The organism is Pseudomonas sp. NY15181 (assembly GCF_048068055.1).
GTDB lineage: Bacteria > Pseudomonadota > Gammaproteobacteria > Pseudomonadales > Pseudomonadaceae > Pseudomonas.
In genome coordinates this window covers 64510-83109 of record NZ_JBLUPT010000014.1, presented here as the reverse complement: position 1 = coordinate 83109, position 18600 = coordinate 64510, and the positions used below count along the sequence as shown (strand labels likewise).

Annotated in this window: 15 protein-coding genes; 6 read left to right on the top strand and 9 right to left on the bottom strand. The window is 64.5% G+C overall.

The window, feature by feature from the left end:
* Positions 1-107: 107 nt before the first annotated feature.
* Complete coding sequence (locus ACNFBT_RS25140; RefSeq protein WP_416753424.1) at positions 108-1121, bottom strand: alpha/beta hydrolase family protein; 1014 nt, start codon at positions 1119-1121, stop codon at positions 108-110.
* A gap of 208 nt (positions 1122-1329) precedes the next feature.
* On the bottom strand, positions 1330-1938 hold the full coding sequence (locus ACNFBT_RS25135) for an FMN-dependent NADH-azoreductase (protein ID WP_416753423.1): 609 nt from the start codon (positions 1936-1938) through the stop codon (positions 1330-1332).
* Between the two features lie 134 nt (positions 1939-2072).
* Here ACNFBT_RS25135 and ACNFBT_RS25130 point away from each other — a divergent pair, with 134 nt between their 5' ends.
* The gene (locus tag ACNFBT_RS25130; protein WP_416753422.1) at positions 2073-2978 is read left to right on the top strand and encodes a LysR substrate-binding domain-containing protein; all 906 of its coding nucleotides are present in this window, start codon (positions 2073-2075) and stop codon (positions 2976-2978) included.
* Here ACNFBT_RS25130 and ACNFBT_RS25125 read toward each other — a convergent pair.
* Both ACNFBT_RS25125 and ACNFBT_RS25120 read right to left on the bottom strand, forming a co-directional pair.
* Positions 2973-3683, bottom strand: coding sequence for a DUF1294 domain-containing protein (locus ACNFBT_RS25125; RefSeq protein ID WP_416753421.1), 711 nt, complete (start codon positions 3681-3683; stop codon positions 2973-2975). The genes ACNFBT_RS25130 and ACNFBT_RS25125 overlap by 6 nt on opposite strands.
* 11 nt (positions 3684-3694) lie before the next feature.
* Positions 3695-4525, bottom strand: a complete 831-nt coding sequence (locus tag ACNFBT_RS25120) for an undecaprenyl-diphosphate phosphatase (protein WP_416753420.1) — start codon at positions 4523-4525, stop codon at positions 3695-3697.
* A 614-nt stretch (positions 4526-5139) separates the two neighbouring features.
* On the opposite strand from ACNFBT_RS25120, the gene ACNFBT_RS25115 reads away from it, so the two are divergent.
* On the top strand, positions 5140-5790 hold the full coding sequence (locus tag ACNFBT_RS25115; protein ID WP_416753419.1) for a hypothetical protein: 651 nt from the start codon (positions 5140-5142) through the stop codon (positions 5788-5790).
* A gap of 254 nt (positions 5791-6044) precedes the next feature.
* Here ACNFBT_RS25115 and ACNFBT_RS25110 read toward each other — a convergent pair whose 3' ends face one another.
* Positions 6045-7379, bottom strand: coding sequence for a sigma 54-interacting transcriptional regulator (locus ACNFBT_RS25110; protein ID WP_416753418.1), 1335 nt, complete (start codon positions 7377-7379; stop codon positions 6045-6047).
* A gap of 131 nt (positions 7380-7510) precedes the next feature.
* A complete protein-coding gene (locus ACNFBT_RS25105; RefSeq protein ID WP_416753417.1) occupies positions 7511-9001 on the bottom strand; it encodes a RimK family protein in 1491 nt (496 codons plus the stop codon).
* A gap of 153 nt (positions 9002-9154) precedes the next feature.
* On the opposite strand from ACNFBT_RS25105, the gene ACNFBT_RS25100 reads away from it, so the two are divergent.
* Positions 9155-10249 (top strand): GNAT family N-acetyltransferase/peptidase C39 family protein, encoded by a 1095-nt coding sequence (locus tag ACNFBT_RS25100; protein WP_416753416.1) that lies wholly within the window; start codon positions 9155-9157, stop codon positions 10247-10249.
* Between the two features lie 229 nt (positions 10250-10478).
* Here the strand turns inward: ACNFBT_RS25100 and ACNFBT_RS25095 are convergent, their stop codons facing one another.
* Both ACNFBT_RS25095 and ACNFBT_RS25090 read right to left on the bottom strand, forming a co-directional pair.
* The gene (locus tag ACNFBT_RS25095) at positions 10479-10913 is read right to left on the bottom strand and encodes a carboxymuconolactone decarboxylase family protein (protein WP_416753415.1); all 435 of its coding nucleotides are present in this window, start codon (positions 10911-10913) and stop codon (positions 10479-10481) included.
* A 303-nt stretch (positions 10914-11216) separates the two neighbouring features.
* Positions 11217-11696 carry an Lrp/AsnC family transcriptional regulator gene (locus tag ACNFBT_RS25090; RefSeq protein ID WP_416753466.1) on the bottom strand — a complete coding sequence of 160 codons (480 nt, stop codon included), beginning with the start codon at positions 11694-11696 and terminating at the stop codon, positions 11217-11219.
* 173 nt (positions 11697-11869) lie between these two features.
* On the opposite strand from ACNFBT_RS25090, the gene ACNFBT_RS25085 reads away from it, so the two are divergent.
* The gene (locus ACNFBT_RS25085; protein WP_416753414.1) at positions 11870-13552 is read left to right on the top strand and encodes a flavin monoamine oxidase family protein; all 1683 of its coding nucleotides are present in this window, start codon (positions 11870-11872) and stop codon (positions 13550-13552) included.
* Between the two features lie 229 nt (positions 13553-13781).
* Positions 13782-14570 (top strand): carbon-nitrogen hydrolase family protein, encoded by a 789-nt coding sequence (locus ACNFBT_RS25080; protein ID WP_416753413.1) that lies wholly within the window; start codon positions 13782-13784, stop codon positions 14568-14570.
* A gap of 403 nt (positions 14571-14973) precedes the next feature.
* Here ACNFBT_RS25080 and fusA read toward each other — a convergent pair whose 3' ends face one another.
* A complete protein-coding gene (gene fusA, locus ACNFBT_RS25075; RefSeq protein WP_416753412.1) occupies positions 14974-17082 on the bottom strand; it encodes an elongation factor G in 2109 nt (702 codons plus the stop codon).
* Between the two features lie 720 nt (positions 17083-17802).
* On the opposite strand from fusA, the gene ACNFBT_RS25070 reads away from it, so the two are divergent.
* Positions 17803-18462, top strand: a complete 660-nt coding sequence (locus tag ACNFBT_RS25070) for a DsbA family oxidoreductase (protein WP_416753465.1) — start codon at positions 17803-17805, stop codon at positions 18460-18462.
* Positions 18463-18600: the final 138 nt, after the last annotated feature.

The window sequence follows — 18600 nt, the reverse complement described above, 5'->3', positions numbered from 1 at the left end:
GCTCTGCTCTTGTAGGAGCGAGCTTGCTCGCGAACTCAACTCCGCAGAGGCGCTTGTTCGCGAGCAAGCTCGCTCCTACGAAAAGCGCGCCGGAGCATACGAATGGATTACCGCCCCGACGTCTGCATCGTCGCGCTGCCCAGGCTCACGTCGAAGAACTCCGCCGCCGAGGCCGCGAGGTCGCGGTGGATGGCCTTGCGGTCCAGCCCCTGGTTGTCGGTGCAAAGGTCCGGCGTAGCCTCAAGCTCTTCCTCGGAACAGGGCGACATGAACACGAAGTGCCCCGCCCCATCGAGCACCCGCAGGTCCGGCTGCTGCGGCAGCTTGCGTGCCAGGGCGCCGGCATTCTTCTGCCACTTGAGGATCTGGTCCTGGTTGCCGGTGTAGAGCAGCACCGGCACCTGCACGTCTTCCAGCTCGTGGGCGCCATACATCAGGCTCAACGGCGCCAACAGCAGCAAGGCGCCGACCCGGGGGTCGGCCATCGGCACCAGGTCACTGCGATCGGCGCGCAGTTTGCCCTTGTCGCTGCAGGCATCGGCGTCGTCCGGGTATCTCTGGCAGTACTTGATCAGTCGATCCAGGCTCGGCTGCGCGCCGGCAAGGATCAGCGCCGTCTCGCCGCCGGCGGAATAGCCGATCACGCCGATCTTGCGTGGATCGACAACGCCCGCCACCTCGGGGTCGAGCAGCGCCGCGCTGATGGTTTCCGAGACCTGCAGCGGCCGGCCATAGAGATTGCTCAGGGCGCCCAGGCGACTGTGGTCGTGCAGGTTGTCGCCGGGGTGCAGCAGCGCCACCACGACGAAGCCCTTGCGCACCAGCGCCTCGATCAAGTCACGGTGCGCCAGTGGAGTGCCGTAGTTGCCGTGGGACATGACCAGCATCGGGAAATGGCCATTGGCAGTCTTGCCTTCATAGGCGACGTCGAGGATGTAATTACCCAGGTGCAGCGGCCGTTCCGGCGCGCGCGTGGGGTAGAAGGCGATGGCCTTCATCGGCTCCATATCCAGCGGATCGCTCACCTGCAGGCGATGAAAGCCCACATTCCAGCCCGACACCGCCCAGGCTCCGCTACTGAAGGTAACGAGCAATAGAAACCAAAACAGACGCCTCGCCATGGTGCAGTCCGCCCCGATGCGCATCCCGCTCAGGCGCCACGGACCTACACCGCACAGAATGCGGGGCTTCGGGCGCCGCCTGGGAGATTCCTTGCATACTACGCGCCAGCCCGGAGCCACCGGGATCGACAGATGAACGGTCTCCTCGCTCAAAAGCCGGAAATGAAAAAGCCCCGCCAGGCGGGGCTTTTCCTTGAGCGTGTTGCGATCAGGCGGCAGCGAACTGGCTGGCGATGCTTGCCTGGGCGCCGGCGATGGCATTGCGGCGCGGCTCGTCACCGTAGGCCAGGCCTTCGGCGCGCACCACTTCGATGTCGGTGATGCCGAGGAAATTCAGCACCAGTTGCAGGTAGTTCTCGTGGGCGACACCGGTCGGCTGGCCAGCATGGATGCCACCGGCGGTGGAAACGATGATCACCTTCTTGCCACCGGCCAGGCCGACCGGGCCGCTTTCGGTGTAGCGGAAGGTCTTGCCGGCGACGGCGATGCGGTCGATCCACGCCTTCAGCTGGCTGGGCACGGAGAAGTTGTACATCGGCGCGCCGATGACGATGGCGTCGGCAGCCAGGAACTCTTCGATGCTGGTTTCGCCCAGGGCAGCTTCGTGCTTCTGCGCGGCGTCGCGCAGTTCGGCCGGGGTGCCGGCGGCGACCAGGCTGGCGGAAGACAGGTGGCTGATGGCGTCGGCAGCCAGGTCACGGTAGGTGACTTGGACGCCCGGCTCGGCGGCAACCCAGGCGGCAACCAGTTCGGCGCTGAGCTGACGGGAAGCGGAGTTGTCGCCGAGGATGCTGGAATCGATATGCAGAAGTTTCATGTGTGAGTTCTCCAAACGGGTTAGCCAGGTGGCTGGCGGGAGTAATTCGTCGTTGGAGGCAAGACTACGCATGTAGCCAATCATCGATAAGTCGGCAAAAATGTGATGATTCGTCTCATCAGCAGGACAATCCCATGCAGGACCTCAATGACCTCTTCTATTTCGCCAAAGTAGTGGAGTGCGGAGGGTTCGCCGCCGCCGGCCGCCTGCTGGGGCTGCCGAAGTCGCGCCTGTCGCGGCGCGTGGCGGAGCTGGAAGCGCGCCTGAACGTGCGCCTGCTGCAGCGCACCACCCGCAAGCTGGCGCTCACCGACCTGGGCGAGCGCTATTACCGGCACTGCCAGGCCATGCTGGTGGAGGCGGAAATGGCCGATGAAGTGGCCGCCCACCTCAGCGCCGAGCCGCGCGGGCGGGTGAAGCTGTCCTGCCCGGTCGCCATGGCGGAAACCTCGCTCAACGAGATGCTGCCCGGATTCCTGGCGGCCTATCCGCAGGTGAACCTGGAGTTGCTGCTGACCAACCGTCGCGTCGACCTGCTCAACGAGGGCGTGGACGTGGCCCTGCGCGTTCGCGCGCCGGGCGATGAAGACTTGTCACTGGTGTCCCGCCGCCTGCGCCCCGCGAAGGCGGTTCTGGTGGCGGCGCCCGCGCTACTGCAGGGGCGGCAACTGACTCACCCGGAAGACCTGGCCAGCCTGCCCGTCCTCGGCGCAATCGAGAGTGACCGCAAGGTGCACATGAAACTGATCGGACCGCAGGGGGACGTCTGCGAGCTGGCGCTGGAAGCTCGCCTGGCGGCGGAAGACTTCAACCTGCGCAAGAACGTCGCCCTGGCCGGGCTGGGCGTGACCGTGCTGCCGAACTACTACTGCATCGAAGAACTGGCGGACGGCCGCCTGGTGCGCGTGCTGCCGGAGTGGCGCGAGCCCGAAGCCAATCTGCAGGCGGTGTATCCGCACCGGCGCGGCGTTCTGCCGGCGGTGCGGGCGCTGCTGGACTATCTGGCAGAGGAATTCTCGAAGGACGACTCGCCGTTATGACGCGCCCTGCCCCAGCCCCATCAGCACACCGACCCAGCCCAGCAGGCGCCCGCCGCTGAGCCAGTCGATCCAGAACAGCTGGTGGACCAGGACAATCGCCCAGAACACCAGCTGGAACGACAGCTTGCGGGTCTTGTGGCGGAACAGCTGCTGGGCAAGCAAAGCGCCCGGCCAGCCGCCCAGCAGCTCCAGCAGGTGCAGGCTCTGCTCGGGGGTGCGCCACGCGTCCCGCTCGGCGCTGCGCTTGTCCCGCCAGTAGGCGAAGAATGCCAGCACGCTGAACAGCGGATAGAGCAGCAGGAACCAGGCAAAATAGCCGTCCTTCAGCCACACCACCGCGCCAGTGACCGGCAGCGCCAGCAGCACCGCCAACAGCAGCAGGACGCGGCCGATGGAGCGCCGGGGCGGCGTCGGGAAAGCCACTTCTCGCCCGCTGCGTGCCCGCTCACGGGTCGCAGGCGCCCCCGGCTTGCGACGGATATCGGGCATGTCGATGGCAAGGCCGGCCAGGCGCGCGTGTTCCGCGCGCGGCCGGCCCTGCTTGTCGCTACCCGCGACGTAGCACACCTGGTCGCCACTCTGCGGACGGCGGTCGCCGCGAAATGCCGAAATGTGCAGGAAGAGTTCCTCGCCACCGGATTGCGGACGGATGAAGCCGAAGCCCTTGTCATCGTCCCAGCGGCTGATGATGCCGTTCTTTTCCATCGCTATCAGACTCAGGGCTTGGCGCTGCTCCAGTCGATCAGGCCGAATTGCCAGGTCGCCAGGATCAGCAGGCCGAAGGCGATGCGGTACCAGGCGAAGGCCGCATAGCTGTGGCTGGCGATGAACTTCAGCAGCCCGCGCACGGCGATCATGGCGAAGATGAAGGAGGTCACGAAACCGATGGCGAATACCGGCAGATCGTCGTGCTGGAACAGATGGCGGTACTTGTAGCCCGAGTAGACCGCCGCGCCGACCATGGTCGGCATCGCCAGGAAGAAGGAAAACTCGGTGGCCGCCTTGCGCGACAGCCCGAACAGCAGGCCGCCGATGATGGTGGCGCCGGAGCGCGAGGTGCCGGGCACCAGCGCCAGGCACTGGGCGCAGCCGACCTTGAGGGCATCCTTCCAGGTCATGTCGTCCACCGTTTCGGCGCGGACGCGATGCTCGCGGCCTTCCGCCCAGAGGATCACCACGCCACCGATGACCAGCGCCACGGCGACGGTGATGGGGTTGAACAGGTAGTGATGGATCATGTCGGCGAAGGCCACGCCCAGGACCACGGCGGGTGCGAAAGCGATCAGCAGGTTGACGGTGAAGCGCTGGGCCCGCGCCTGGGTCGGAAGGCCGACGACGACGTCGAGGATCTTGCGGCGGAACTCCCAGACCACCGCCAGGATGGCGGCCAGCTGAATGATGATGTTGAAGGCTTGTGCGCGTTCGCCGCCGAAGCCGATGACGTCCGCCACGATGATCTGGTGGCCGGTACTGGAGATTGGCAGGAACTCCGTCAGCCCCTCGACCACCCCGAGAACGAATGCCTGGAAGGCACTCCACAAATCCATATCGCTTCCCCCGCGCGGCTCGATGGCTCGCTTTTTAATGATGTATTCCGGCTGGGCCGGCCGACGAGGCCGTGACACGGACCTCGACAAGGCGTCGGCATGCTAATGCATTGCCCGCGGCTTGCTACGGATTTAACGAAAAATTCTCATCCCGCCAGCGGCCCGGCCAACCCGGCCCCGGCGAGACCATCGCTCGCGTGAAGCAGACCACCCGAGGAGGATTGCGTTCGCCGGCCGGAGAAAAATGCCTGACTCGTGGCGATGCAACGCGACAACCGCTCTGGAAAGCCAATAGCAGCGGCCAAGTGTCAAGCGGATGAAACAGGTAGCGCCCCCGCAACACCCGCGCACCGGGAAAGGCCAGCCTCGGCACAGCATTGTGTTTCAGCTGCGATACAGCCACTGATTCATCCATGATCCAAGCCCGGTTCCAGAGCCCTCGCCGGGATTTCCCTCCGGCGGCGATGTAATGAGGGTGCAACAGTTGCTTCACCGCAGCCCCGTTCGAATTTTCCAAGTCACTGATTCTGCAACGCAACTCGATTTCGGCACAGCAACTGCTTCTCCTGGGTAGCGCTGAATACAGGTCAGCGCTTCACGTAGGAGCCACTGGCATGTTGGGACGTATTGCAAGGACAGTCGCCACCTGCTCGTCATGGGCAGCGGGTGTCTGCGCCGCGCTTGCGCTACTGCCGTTGGCCGTGGCCCAGGATTTCCCCTCCAACGGCGCCCTGCGGGTGGCTGACGACGATAGCCGGCAGGCCAGCAACACCCCTGCGCTTCCCTACTTCGGGGACTCGTTGCAACGCACCACCCGCCACGTCCTCGTCATCATGACCGCGGGCATCGGTCACCCACAGAAAAACCACAAGGCGGCACCCGTTCTCTACGGTCAGCGCGCCACTTCCGCTGGCAGCGCAACGCAGCCCAGCACTGGCAACATCGCCGTCAGCAACGCCACCATCAAGACCGGACTTGCATCAGCCGGCATGACCTTCGCTACTGACGGCTGCAACTCGGGTATCTCCGAGCACAATGGCGATACCTATCCCAATACCTGGAGCGCCCCGCTGTGCCCCGGGAGCAATAAAACCGGCGATGCGGAGAGCCAGGCCCTGTACGCTCAGGGCCACCTGAACGGCTCCGCCATCCATAGCGCAAGCGTCTACATGGCTGCCAGTGGCGGCCCCCCGCACACCCACTTGCAGCCCATTGACGCTGGCTGCCCAGCCTGCGTTTGCGCCGGCAATTACTTCTTCAGCTAAACACGAAGGCCCCGATTCCGGGGCCTTCGCCTTGTTCCGTCACGAGGCGTCCTTCCACCTCGCCGATGCCCTACGCAGTGGCAATTCAGCCCTTGTAGGAGCGAGCTTGCTCGCGAATGGTCCGGGCACGGTGCAGAGAGGTTCGCGAGCAAGCTCGCTCCTACGAAGAGCCGCACGCCCTCGAAGTCATCCGCAAGCGGTCGATCAGCCGCGTCGAAAAACCTCTGCGGCGCAACGGCCTTCGCCGCCCCGCCCTAGCGCAACTGATGCTTGTGCAGCAGCCGATAGAACGTCGGCCGGGAAATCCCCAGCATCCGCGCCGCCACGCTGAGGTTGTCGCCATGCCGCGCCAGCGCATCGCACATCGCCTGGCGCTCGGCGCCGAGCTTGTACTCTTCCAGCGTCACCAGCGGCTGGTGCGTGGGCTTGCCCTTCTGCCGCTCCAGCCCCAGGTCGCGCGCCTCGATCTGCCGGCCCTCGGCCAGCACCAGGCCCCGGCGCACCCGGTTGGCCAGCTCGCGCACGTTGCCGGGCCAGCCGTGCTCCGCCATCGCCGCCAAGGCATCGTCGGAAAAACGCCGTGGCCGGCGCCCGGTTTCGACGCTGTACAGGTGGGCGAAGTGATTGGCCAGCAACGCCATGTCGCCATTGCGGTCGCGCAGCGGCGAGGTCGAGACCTGCAGGACGTTGAGCCGGTAGTACAGGTCCTCGCGAAAGGTTCCCGCACGGATAGCAGCCTCCAGATCGATGTGGGTCGCCGCCAGCACCCGCACGTCGACATCGATCGGCTGGCTGCCGCCGACCCGCTCGAACTGTTTCTCCTGCAACACCCGCAGCAGGTTGGCCTGCAGCTCCAGCGGCAGGTCGCCCACCTCATCGAGGAACAGCGTGCCGCCGTTGGCCTGCTCGAAGCGGCCTATCTTGCGCTGGTGCGCGCCGGTGAAGGCGCCCTTCTCGTGACCGAACAGCTCCGACTGGATCAGGTTCTCCGGGATCGAGCCGCAGTTGATCGCCACGAACGGCCGCACCGCTCGCCGCGACAGGCGGTGCAGGGTGCGCGCCACCAGTTCCTTGCCGGTGCCGCTCTCGCCACGGATCAGTACGGGGGACTCGGTCGGCGCGAACTTCGCCAGCAGCTTGCGCAATTCGCGCACCTCGCGGCTTTCGCCGAGCAACTCGTGCCGCCCTTCGTCACTGTGCGCACCGCCGCGCCCACGCAGGCGCGCCATGCCGAAGGCGCGGCCCAGGGTAACCTGCACCCGCGCCACGTCGAACGGCAAGGTATGGAAGTCGAAGAACCATTCGCTGACGAAATCGCCGACCTCATGGATCGGCAAGATGTCGGGACTGAGCACCGCAATCCATTCGGTGCCGCTGCGGCTGATGAGCTCCTTGATCGATTCGGGGCGGTCCAGGTGCTCGGGCTGCAGACGCAGCAAGCCGACGTCGCAGCTGTGCTCGCCGGCTACATCCAGCTCGCAGCTGTCCACCTCCCATCCTGCCGCCCGGAGCCCGGGCAACAGCCGCCGACAGTCATCGCAAGGATCAACCACCAGCAGGCGTCGAAGATTCGATGCCGCCTCAAGCATGCTCCCTTCCTTGGCGCCATTTTTTTGAAAAACTTTTAAAAACAGCTGTTTGGCGCTCTAAATTGTAAAGCTAGCAATATCTTGACGGCGTCCATCGACCGTTTTTCTATAAGGTCAATGCCAAAACGGTCTCACCAGCCACGCCCGCGCCGCTTCATCTCCAGTCGGCGAATGAACTCCTCGAGCACCAGCTTGTAGAGGTCGTCGCCCAGATAAACATCCTCCACGCCGCAGTCGATATTCGGGTTGTCGTTCACCTCGATGACCACCACCCGATCGCCGGATTGCTTCAGGTCCACCCCGTACAGGCCATCGCCGATCAGGTTGGCGGTCTTCACCGCCAGCTCCACCACCTTGCGCGGCGCTTCGTGGACCGCCATGGTGCGGAAATCGCCGCTGAGCTCGGCCGCATCGGGGCTGTGGTCGTAGATTTGCCAGTGGCCCTTGGACATGAAGTACTGGCAGGCGAAGATCGGCTTCTGGTTGAGCACGCCGATACGCCAGTCGTATTCGGTATAGAAGAATTCCTGGGCCAGCAGCAGCACCGAGCGCTCGAACAACTCGGCGCTGGCCTTGAGCAACTCCTCCTGGTTGGAAACCTTGATCACCCCGCGGGAGAAGCTGCCGTCGGGAATCTTCAGCACCAGCGGGAAGCCCAAACGCTCACCGACCTTTTCCAGCTCCTGCGGGTTGTCCTTGTAGAGAATCTCGGTGGCCGGCATCCCCAGCTTGTGGCTGCGCAGCAGGTCTGCCAGGTAGACCTTGTTGGTGCAGCGCAGGATCGACACCGGGTCGTCCATCACCACCATGCCCTCGCTCTCGGCCTTCTTGGCGAAGCGATAGGTGTGGTCGCTGACGCTGGTGGTCTCGCGGATCAGCAGCGCGTCGTACTCGGCCAGCCGCGCGTAGTCCTTCCTCTCGATCAGCTCGACGTCTATGCCCAGGCTGCGGCCGACACGGATGAAGTTCTTCAGCGCCTTGGCATCCGACGGCGGGAAGGCCTCCTCCGGATCGTGGAGGATCGCCAGGTCATAACGGTACTGCTTGCGCGAGCGCGGCTTGCGCCAGATCTGCCGGCTGAAGCTGTCCAGCGCGTTGGCGAACAGGTCTTCCTGGTCGTCGCGCAGCTTGTGGATGTTGCCCGGCTTCACCCCTTCGATGTGCCAGCCACGGCTCTTGCGGAACTCCACCAGCAGCAGCGGACAGGGAAAGGCCTCGAACAGCTGGCGCGCCAGATCCTGCAGCGGCTCCATGTCGGTGCGGCCGAAGTACAGGGTCAGGGTGAAGCCGTCGGTGTTGCCGTAGGGGTGGTCGGCCAACGCCTTGTCGAGGGTCTTTTCCAGGTCTTCCAGGGCCAGGCTGTAGAGGGACTTCTTCGCCAGCTCGCTGATGCTGCGCACCGACGGAATCACCTTGTGCCCGCGCGCCTCGGCCAGCAGCGAGCAGTAATAGCCGTGGCCCAGATATTTGTAGTTGCGGCACAGATTGATTACCTGCACGCGCTTGCCGTTGTCGTCATCGATGGGCATCTCCAGGTATTCCTGGGCGCTGACCACATCTTCACTGGGGTAGTAGGACGACCAGTCTTCCTTGCGTTCGACGATGATGAACAGCTTGCTCACGACACCTCCAGGAGACTCGGGATAGCGCTTGCCGCGCCTTGAGCCAGGGACAATACTCCGCTGAACGCTGCTTCGACCGCGTGGCCGGGCTGTACGTTCGCGCCCGTTCAGCAAACCAACCTGCTCCTTTCAGGTTAACGAATCCTTACCGGTATGAACCTGCAACTTCGCTCCGCCACCGTCGACGACCTGAACGCCCTGGTCGAGCTGGAAAACCGCTGCTTCGATTACGACCGCCTGTCGCGGCGCAACTTCCAGTGGATGATCAGCCGCGCCCATGCCTCGCTGGTGGTCGCCGAGGCCGACCGCAGCCTGCTGGGCTACGTGCTGGTGCTGTTCCACCAGGGCACCTCCCTGGCCCGCCTGTACTCCATCGCCCTCGACGAGCGTGCCCGCGGCATCGGCCTGGGACAGAAGCTGCTGGACCGCGCCGAGGCGGATGCGATCGAAAACGACTGTGCGTACATGCGCCTGGAAGTCCGCCCGGACAATCGCGGCGCCATCATCCTCTACCAGCGTAACGGCTATCGCCCCTTCGCCACGGTGCGCGACTACTACGAAGACCATAGCGAAGCGCTGCGTTTCGAGAAACGCATCCGCAAGATCAGCGGCCACGCGCCACGGCACGTGCCCTTCTATCACCAGACCACCGAGTTCACCTGCGGCCCCTCCTGCCTGTTGATGGCCATGGGTGCGCTGGAACCCGAGCGGATGCTGGAGCGCCGCGAAGAACTGCGCCTGTGGCGCGAAGCTACGACTATCTATATGACCGCCGGCCACGGCGGCTGCAGCCCGCAGGGACTGGCCCTGGCCGCCTGGCGCCGGGGATTTCGCGTGCAGCTGCAACTGTCGGAGGATGGCCCGCTGTTCCTCGACGGCGTACGCAGCGAGGAAAAGCGCGATGTGATGCGCCTGGTACATGACGACTTCGCCCACGAACTGGCGCAGAGCGACGTGGAGCAACTGCTGGTCAGCCAACTGGACATCGGCAGCGCGCTCGAGGCCGGCGGCCAGCCACTGGTGCTGATCAGCAGCTACCGCCTGACCCGCTCCAAGGCGCCGCACTGGGTGGTGGTCACCGACTGCGACGAGGACTTCGTGTTCCTGCACGACCCCGACGTCGACCACAGCAAGCACCGCCAGCCACTGGACTGCCAGCACATCCCGGTAAGCCACGGGGAATTCGAGCAGATGAGCCGGTTTGGTCGCAGCAAGTTGCGGGCGGCGGTGGTTCTCTACAAGCGCTGAAGCGTTCGCATTCTGTAGGAGCGGACTCCCAAACCCCGGGCCGTGCGGTTCGCGAGCAAGCTCGCTCCTACAGGGAGACTGCGGCGCGCTCTTCGTAGGAGCGAGCTTGCTCGCGAACGAACCTTGCTGCGGGGCTGATCGCGGACGGAGTCCGCCCCTACGAAAGCGTTACGCCATGCGGGCCGGCCCCGCCAAAACGAAAAAGGCGCCCTCTTCCATTAGCCCCGGCTCAAGGCACCAACGCCATCCCCACGCCAAAGCGGTTCCACGCGTTGATGGTGGCGACCGCCAGGGTCAGGCTGACGATTTCCGCCTCGCTGAAATGCTCGCGCAGGGCCTCGAACTGATCCTGCGGCGCGTGTTTCTCGGCCAGCAGGGTCAGGCTTTCCGTCCAGGCCAGCGCGGCGCGCTCGCGCTCGGTGAAGAAGCGGGTTTCGCGCCAGGCGCTCAGGGTCTGCAGGCGCGCCTCGGTCTCGCCGGCCTTGCGCGCATCGTTGGCGTGCATGTTCATGCAATAGGCGCAACCGTTGAGCTGCGAGGCACGCAGGCGCACCAGTTCCAGCAGCGGAAGTTCCAGACCGGATTTCTCCAGGGCCTGCTCCAGGCCGAGCATGGCCTTGTAGGCGTCAGGGGATTTCTTGGGCCAATCGATACGTGCACTCATGATCTTCTCCAGTGGGTCCGCGGGCTGCGGGAATGGCGATACGTTACCGCTGCGGGGCGCCGCTTCGAATAGCCAATTTCCGCCAATACCGGCAGACCAATGGGGCCAATCGAAAACTCCGCCCGACGCGGAATCGCGTGCACCCCGTAGGGCGTATAACGTTCAGCGTTTTACGCCGTTTGACCTCGGCTCCCGGCCGCACGGCCTTCAACCTGGACACCTGCCTCCGAGCGCTTCGAACTCGACCACAGCGTCGACGGATGATCAGGGCATACAACCGCGAACGGTTGTATGCCCTACGCATCAGCGATCAATCCGCGTCGACAGAATGATCGACGACATGGTCCGCTCCACCCCGTCCAGCGCGCCAATGCGGTCCAGCACCGCGTCCAGGTCGCGGATCGACAGCGCCTCGACGATCACGATCATGTCGAAGTTGCCGCTCACCGAATGCAGCGTCTTCACCTCCGCGATCTTCTCCAGCGCCTGCACCACCTGGTGCGACAGTTTCGGCAGCGCCGTCACCAGCACATGGGCGCGCACCAGGGACTGCGCGTAGCTGTCCGACACCTTGATCGAATAGCCGCTGATGATGCCCTGCTGTTCCAGTCGCTCGATCCGGCTCTGCACCGTCGAGCGCGACACGCCCAGCTTGCGCGCCAACTCGGAAATCGACTCGCGGGCGTTGGCGCGCAGCAGGTTGAGCAGCATGGCGTCGGCGTTTTTCGTGGTTTTGTTCATTTGACTTATCAATCTGCCTGAAAGCTCTTGTGCATTCTGCAGATTAACGGATTCATTTCAACGACTTCCTTTGTAATAGTGAGCGCCAAGGCGAGCCCCCGCGGCTCGCCATTTCTTTGCCCGCGCGCCATCCATCGACTGGCCTCTGCGGGCCGCGAAAAGCCTTGCCAAGCTGGTTGATCAAAACCGGCACGCCGAACAAACGGGAGCCTCCAATGCACAAGAACCGCCATCCCCACACCCCCGGCAAGAAACCGGTGACCATCTTCGGTCCGGACTTCCCCTTCGCCTTCGACGACTGGATCGAACACCCCGCGGGTCTGGGCAGCATCCCCGCCGACAAGCACGGCCAGGAAGTGGCCATCGTCGGCGCCGGGATCTCCGGTCTGGTGGCGGCCTACGAACTGATGAAGATGGGCCTGAAGCCCGTGGTCTACGAGGCCTCGAAGATGGGCGGCCGCCTGCGTTCGGAGACCTTCGAAGGCGCCGACGGCATCATCGCCGAGCTGGGCGGCATGCGCTTCCCGGTGTCCAGCACCGCCTTCTACCACTACGTCGACAAGCTCGGCCTGGAAACCAGGCCCTTCCCCAACCCGCTGACCCCGGCTTCGGGCAGCACCGTGGTCGACCTGGAAGGCACCAGCCACTACGCAGAAAAAATGGCTGACCTGCCGGAAATCTTCCGCGAAGTGGCCCAGGCCTGGGCCGACGCCCTGGAAGACGGCGCACGCTTCTCCGAAATCCAGGACGCCATCCGCGAGCGCGACACCGTCAAGCTCAAGGCCCTGTGGGACGAGCTGGTGCCGAAATGGGACGACCGCACCTTCTACGACTTCGTCGCCACCTCCAAGGCCTTCTCCCGCCTCTCCTACCGCCACCGCGAAATCTTCGGCCAGGTCGGCTTCGGCACCGGCGGCTGGGACTCGGACTTCCCCAACTCCATGCTGGAAATCTTCCGCGTGGTGATGACCAACTGCGACGACCACCAGCACCTCGTGGTTGGCGGCGTCGAGCAGGTGCCGCGCGGCATCTGGAGCCACGTGCCGGAGAAATGCGCGCACTGGCCGGCCGGCACCTCCCTGGCCAGCCTGCACAACGGCGCGCCGCGTCCGGGCGTGAAGAAGATCGCCCGCGCCGCCGACGGCACCTTTGCCGTCACTGATTACTGGGGCGATACCCGCCACTACGCCGCCGTCCTGGCAACCTGCCAGACCTGGCTGCTGACCACCCAGATCGAGTGCGAGGAAGCGCTGTTCTCGCAGAAGATGTGGATGGCCCTGGACCGCACCCGCTACATGCAGTCCTCGAAGACCTTCGTGATGGTCGACCGTCCGTTCTGGAAGGACAAGGACCCGGAAACCGGTCGCGACGTGATGAGCATGACCCTCACCGACCGTCTCACCCGCGGCACCTACCTGTTCGACAACGGCGACGACAAGCCGGGCGTGATCTGCCTGTCCTACTCCTGGATGAGCGACGCCATGAAGATGCTGCCGCACCCGGTGGAGAAGCGCGTGCAGCTCGCCCTGGACGCACTGAAGAAGGTCTACCCGAAGGTCGACATCGCCAGCCACGTCATCGGCAACCCCATCACCGTCTCCTGGGAAGCCGACCCGCACTTCCTCGGCGCCTTCAAGGGTGCGCTGCCGGGCCACTACCGCTACAACCAGCGCATGTACGCGCACTTCATGCAAGACGACATGCCGGCCGAGCAGCGCGGCATCTTCATCGCCGGTGACGACGTGTCCTGGACTCCGGCCTGGGTGGAAGGTGCGGTGCAGACCTCGCTCAACGCCGTGTGGGGCATCATGAAGCACTTCGGCGGCGCCACCCATCCGGAGAACCCCGGCCCGGGCGACCGCTTCGCCGAACTCGGCCCGATGGAGCTGCCGGACTGAGCCCCGCCCACTGAAGACCGGCTCGCGCGGGATCGGCAGAAGGCGCACACTTTGTCGATCCCGCCTGCGCCAGAGCCAGTTCAGAATCTCGCGAGCTAGAGCAGAACAAGGCAAAAACAGGCGAGGACGCGGAGTTTACGAGCTGTAAATGAGCAGTCCGAGCCTTTTTTTAACGCAGTTATGCCGACGCGCAGCAGATTCTGAACAGGCTCTTATCGAGGAGATCACCATGTACCTGGCCCTATACCAGTGCCCCCCCGGCCCCGATGACGTCGCCGGCAACCTGCGCCGCCTCGAACAGGCTGCCCGCCAGGCGGTGCAGAGCGGCGCGGACCTGCTGGTCCTGCCGGAAATGTTCCTCAGCGGCTACAACATTGGCGCGAAACGCGTCGCCGAACTGGCCGAAGCCAGCGACGGCCCCTCGGCAGCCCGCATCGCCGAAGTCGCCCGCCAGCACAGGATCGGCATCCTCTACGGCTACCCCGAGCGCGACGCTGGCGGCGCCATCTTCAACAGCGTGCAACTGATCGACCGTCAGGGCGAACGCCGCGTCAACTACCGCAAGACGCACCTCTACGGCGACCTCGACCGCAGCCAGTTCAGCGCCTCCGATACGCCGCCAGCGATCTTCGAGCTGGACGGCTGGAAGATCGGCCTGCTGATCTGCTTCGACGTGGAATTCCCCGAGGCCGTGCGCACCCTGGCCCTGGCCGGCGCCGACCTGGTGCTGGTGCCCACGGCCAACATGCGCCCCTACGAATTCGTCGCCCAGGTGCTGGTACCCACCCGCGCCTACGAGAACCAGGTGTTCCTCGCCTACGCCAACTACGTCGGCAACGAAGGCGAGCTGGAATACTGCGGCCTGAGCTGCGTCGTCGCACCGGACGGCCAGGTGATGGCCCAGGCCAAGCATGGCGAGGAGCTGCTGGTGGCCGAGCTGGACCCGCAACGCATCGCTCTGGCGCGCGAGGGGTACAGCTACGTGCACCTGCGCCGGCCGGTGCTGTATCGGTCGTAGGGCATACAACCGTTCGCGGTTGTACGCCGATACGCCTGGTCTCGGGACTGACGCCAAGGTCGACCTCGGAGCGCTCTGGGGCCAAGGTCAGACGGCGTATAACGTCGAACGTTATACGCCCGGCGAAGAGCATTGCGGACAAGAGCTAGGCGCCCCCGTCGCTCCTACGAGATCAAGAGCCCCTCACCCTAACCCTCTCCCGCAAGCGGGAGAGGGGACCGTTCGGTACAGGATGAAACCTCGACGTCAGTCGGCACGATCTGCCCCCTCTCCCTTTGGGAGAGGGCTGGGGTGAGGGCAAGCATTGGCACAGATATCCCAGCAGAAGACAGTTGCTTCTACGAGAGCCAATCCACGCAAAAAACAACGGCGCCCTCGGGCGCCGTCGTTCATTCCGCCACTGTCACCCGTTGGCCTTCTTGATGATCGCCTCGGCGATATTCGCCGGCGCCTCGGCGTACTTGGTGAACTCCATCGAGTAGCTCGCCCGCCCTTGCGACATCGAGCGCACGTCCGTGGCATAGCCGAACATCTCGCCCAGCGGCACCTCGGCGCGGATCACCTTGCCCGCCGGCGTGTCCTCCATGCCCTGGATCAGGCCGCGCCGGCGGTTGAGGTCACCCATCACGTCGCCCATGTAGTCCTCCGGCGTCACCACCTCGACCTTCATCACCGGCTCCAGCAGCACCGCGCCGCCCTTCTGCGAGAGCTGCTTGGTGGCCATGGACGCGGCGATCTTGAACGCCATCTCGCTGGAGTCCACGTCGTGGTAGGAACCGTCGAACACCGAGGCCTTCAGGCCAATCAGCGGGTAGCCGGCGAGCACGCCGTTCTGCATCTGTTCCTCGATGCCCTTCTGGATCGCCGGGATGAACTCGCGGGGGATCACGCCGCCCACCACCTCGTTGACGAACTCCAGGCCGTCCTTGCCTTCCTCGCCCGGCTCGAAGCGAATCCAGCAATGGCCGAACTGGCCGCGACCGCCGGACTGGCGGACGAACTTGCCCTCGATCTCGCACTTCTTGCGGATCGCCTCGCGGTAGGCCACCTGCGGCTTGCCGATGTTGGCCTCGACGTTGAACTCGCGGCGCATACGGTCGACGATGATGTCCAGGTGCAGCTCGCCCATGCCGGAAATGATGGTCTGTCCGGTCTCCTCGTCGGTCTTCACGCGGAACGACGGGTCTTCCTGGGCCAGCTTGGACAGGGCGATGCCCATCTTCTCCTGGTCGGCCTTGGTCTTGGGCTCCACCGCCACCGAGATCACCGGATCGGGGAAGTCCATGCGTTCGAGGATGATCGGCTTGTCGATGGAACACAGAGTGTCGCCGGTGGTGACGTCCTTCATGCCGATCAGCGCGGCGATGTCGCCGGCGCGGCATTCCTTGATTTCCACTCGCTGGTTGGCGTGCATCTGCACCATCCGCCCGACACGCTCCTTCTTGCCCTTCACTGAGTTGAGCACGGCGTCGCCACTGGAGAGCACGCCGGAATAGACACGGGTGAAGGTCAGGGTGCCGACGAAGGGGTCGGTGGCGATCTTGAAGGCCAGGGACGAGAACGGCTCGCTGTCGTCGGCGTGGCGTTCGTCGTGCTTCTCCTCGTCGTCCGGGTGGGTGCCCTTGATCGCCGGGATTTCCGACGGCGCCGGCAGGTAGTCGATCACCGCATCGAGCACCAGCGGCACGCCCTTGTTCTTGAACGAGGAGCCCAGCACCGCCGGGACGATCTCATTGGCCAGGGTACGCTGGCGCAGGCCGGCCTTGATTTCCTCGACGCTCAGTTCCTCGCCTTCGAGGTACTTGTTCATCAGTTCCTCGTTGGCCTCGGCGGCGGCTTCGATCATGTGCGCGCGCCATTCCTCCGCCAGCGCCTGCAGCTCGGCGGGAATCGGCTCCTCGGTGTAGCTGGTGCCCTGGTCGGCGTCATTCCAGAGGATGGCCTTCATCCTCAACAGGTCGATCTGCCCGGCGAAGTTCTCTTCCGCGCCGATGGCCAGCTGGATCGGCACCGGGTTGTGGCCCAGGCGCTGCTGGATCTGCTTGACCACCCGCAGGAAGTCGGCGCCCTGGCGGTCCATCTTGTTCACGTAGGCCAGGCGCGGCACGTGGTACTTGTTGGCCTGGCGCCACACGGTCTCGGATTGCGGCTCGACGCCGTCGGCGCCGCTGAATACCACCACCGCGCCGTCGAGCACGCGCAGGGAGCGTTCCACCTCGATGGTGAAATCCACGTGGCCGGGGGTGTCGATGATGTTGAAGCGGAACTTGTGGCCGTACTGCTTGGTGGACCCCTGCCAGAAGGCCGTGGTCGCCGCCGAGGTGATGGTGATGCCGCGTTCCTGCTCCTGCACCATCCAGTCCATGGTCGCCGCGCCGTCGTGCACTTCACCCATCTTGTGGTTCACCCCGGTGTAAAACAGGATGCGCTCGGTGGTGGTGGTCTTGCCGGCGTCGACGTGGGCGACGATGCCGATATTGCGGTAAAGCTCGATGGGCGTGGTGCGAGCCATGGCGTGCTCCGTATCTGCTGGTTGACTGCCGGGCCTGCAGCTGCGGATCCGTTGCCTGCGCGGGGACGGCGGGGAGCGGTGCGCAACGAAAAAACTCTGCGCACAACAGGCTCAAGGTAGCGCGTCTTCGTGGCAATTCCAGTATCGCGACGCGGCGGCTGCGACCGTCCGACCGGCTGCGTAGGCACGACGTTCAACGACCGCTGCGCAGGCGCCCCCACAGCCTTGGCGGAGCCGTATCGCCAGTTCGAGGGAGACACACAAGGTCACCGGCGCGCCCGACGGGGTGCCATCGCCACTCGTCCCGTCGGCTTTCGCCAGCGGCGGCCATCACCTCCGGGGAACAGACCGCGCCGCCTGGAACCGTCGGTGAGCGCCCATCGTCGACACCGCTGAAGCCAGTAAATATTATCCTTTATAAATCATATAGTTATAGATATAACATGATGTACAACTTGATGAATGCCCCGCGCACTCCGCCAGCCAAACCACGTCAGAAGGCCAGAATCCAGGGGCTTTTCCTCCTGTCGATGAGGCCCCGGAGAACCGGCCTAGTTAAAGTCATTTATCAAGAAATTTAATTTATTTAAATACAATACCTTACGATTCATTCAGAGAATCAACATTAGATAATATTCCGACCCGGCAACTCCGCCACTGGATCGAACCACCCTTCCGGGTCCATCCTTGAACCATTCCCAATTGCCGGAGATCGCCACCGTGAGCGACAGCATCACCATAGATTTCGTCTCCGACGTGGTCTGCCCCTGGTGCGCCATTGGCCTCAACGGCCTGCTGGAAGCCATCCGCCGCGTGGACGGCGAGCTGACCGTGGAACTGCACATCAAGCCTTTCGAGCTCAACGCGGACATGCCCGCCGAAGGCGAGGACCTGGTGGAGCACCTGCAGCGCAAGTACGGCAGCAGCGCCGAAGAAATTGCCCGCAACCAGGAACACCTGCGCACCCTGGGCGAGGAAGTCGGCATGCACTTCGACCTGAAGAAGCGCAACCGCATCTACAACACCTTCGATGCCCACCGCCTGCTGCACTGGGCGGCGGAATCACACCGCGACGTCGCCCTCAAGCAGGCCCTGCTGCACGCCTACTTCGGCGAGGGCCGCGACCCGAGCGATGCGGAGGAACTGCTGGACGTAGCCGTCAGCGTTGGCCTGGACGCCGTCCGGGCACGGGAAATCCTCGACAGCGACGCCTATGCCGACGCAGTGGTGGCCGAAGAAGACTTCTACACCAACCGCGGCATCCACGCCGTACCGGCGGTGATCCTCAATGGCCGCCAACTGATCTCCGGCGCACAGAGCGTGGACTATTACGAGCAGGCGCTACGGCAGGTGGCACGCAAGCAGCCGCTGCCGGAGTGACGGCAGGCTCGCCTGCCCGGGCGATTGGCCGTACAGGCTTCGGACTGGCGCTCTCGTAGCCATACCGGTGCTGCCTGAGGCGCAGTGGCAGGCTCCAGAGCGCCGCCCGGAGCTGGCGGAGCCCTCCAGCAACACCAC

Excerpts from the sequence above, each read along its gene's own strand:
- ACNFBT_RS25125 (WP_416753421.1), bottom strand. The coding sequence starts at position 3,683 with ATGGAAAAGAACGGCATCATCAGCCGCTGGGACGATGACAAGGGCTTC.
- ACNFBT_RS25085 (WP_416753414.1), top strand. The coding sequence starts at position 11,870 with ATGCACAAGAACCGCCATCCCCACACCCCCGGCAAGAAACCGGTGACC.
- ACNFBT_RS25095 (WP_416753415.1), bottom strand. The coding sequence starts at position 10,913 with ATGAGTGCACGTATCGATTGGCCCAAGAAATCCCCTGACGCCTACAAG.
- ACNFBT_RS25135 (WP_416753423.1), bottom strand. The coding sequence starts at position 1,938 with ATGAAACTTCTGCATATCGATTCCAGCATCCTCGGCGACAACTCCGCT.
- fusA (WP_416753412.1), bottom strand. The coding sequence starts at position 17,082 with ATGGCTCGCACCACGCCCATCGAGCTTTACCGCAATATCGGCATCGTC.
- ACNFBT_RS25110 (WP_416753418.1), bottom strand. The coding sequence starts at position 7,379 with ATGCTTGAGGCGGCATCGAATCTTCGACGCCTGCTGGTGGTTGATCCT.
- ACNFBT_RS25100 (WP_416753416.1), top strand. The coding sequence starts at position 9,155 with ATGAACCTGCAACTTCGCTCCGCCACCGTCGACGACCTGAACGCCCTG.
- ACNFBT_RS25140 (WP_416753424.1), bottom strand. The coding sequence starts at position 1,121 with ATGGCGAGGCGTCTGTTTTGGTTTCTATTGCTCGTTACCTTCAGTAGC.
- ACNFBT_RS25120 (WP_416753420.1), bottom strand. The coding sequence starts at position 4,525 with ATGGATTTGTGGAGTGCCTTCCAGGCATTCGTTCTCGGGGTGGTCGAG.
- ACNFBT_RS25080 (WP_416753413.1), top strand. The coding sequence starts at position 13,782 with ATGTACCTGGCCCTATACCAGTGCCCCCCCGGCCCCGATGACGTCGCC.
- ACNFBT_RS25130 (WP_416753422.1), top strand. The coding sequence starts at position 2,073 with ATGCAGGACCTCAATGACCTCTTCTATTTCGCCAAAGTAGTGGAGTGC.
- ACNFBT_RS25115 (WP_416753419.1), top strand. The coding sequence starts at position 5,140 with ATGTTGGGACGTATTGCAAGGACAGTCGCCACCTGCTCGTCATGGGCA.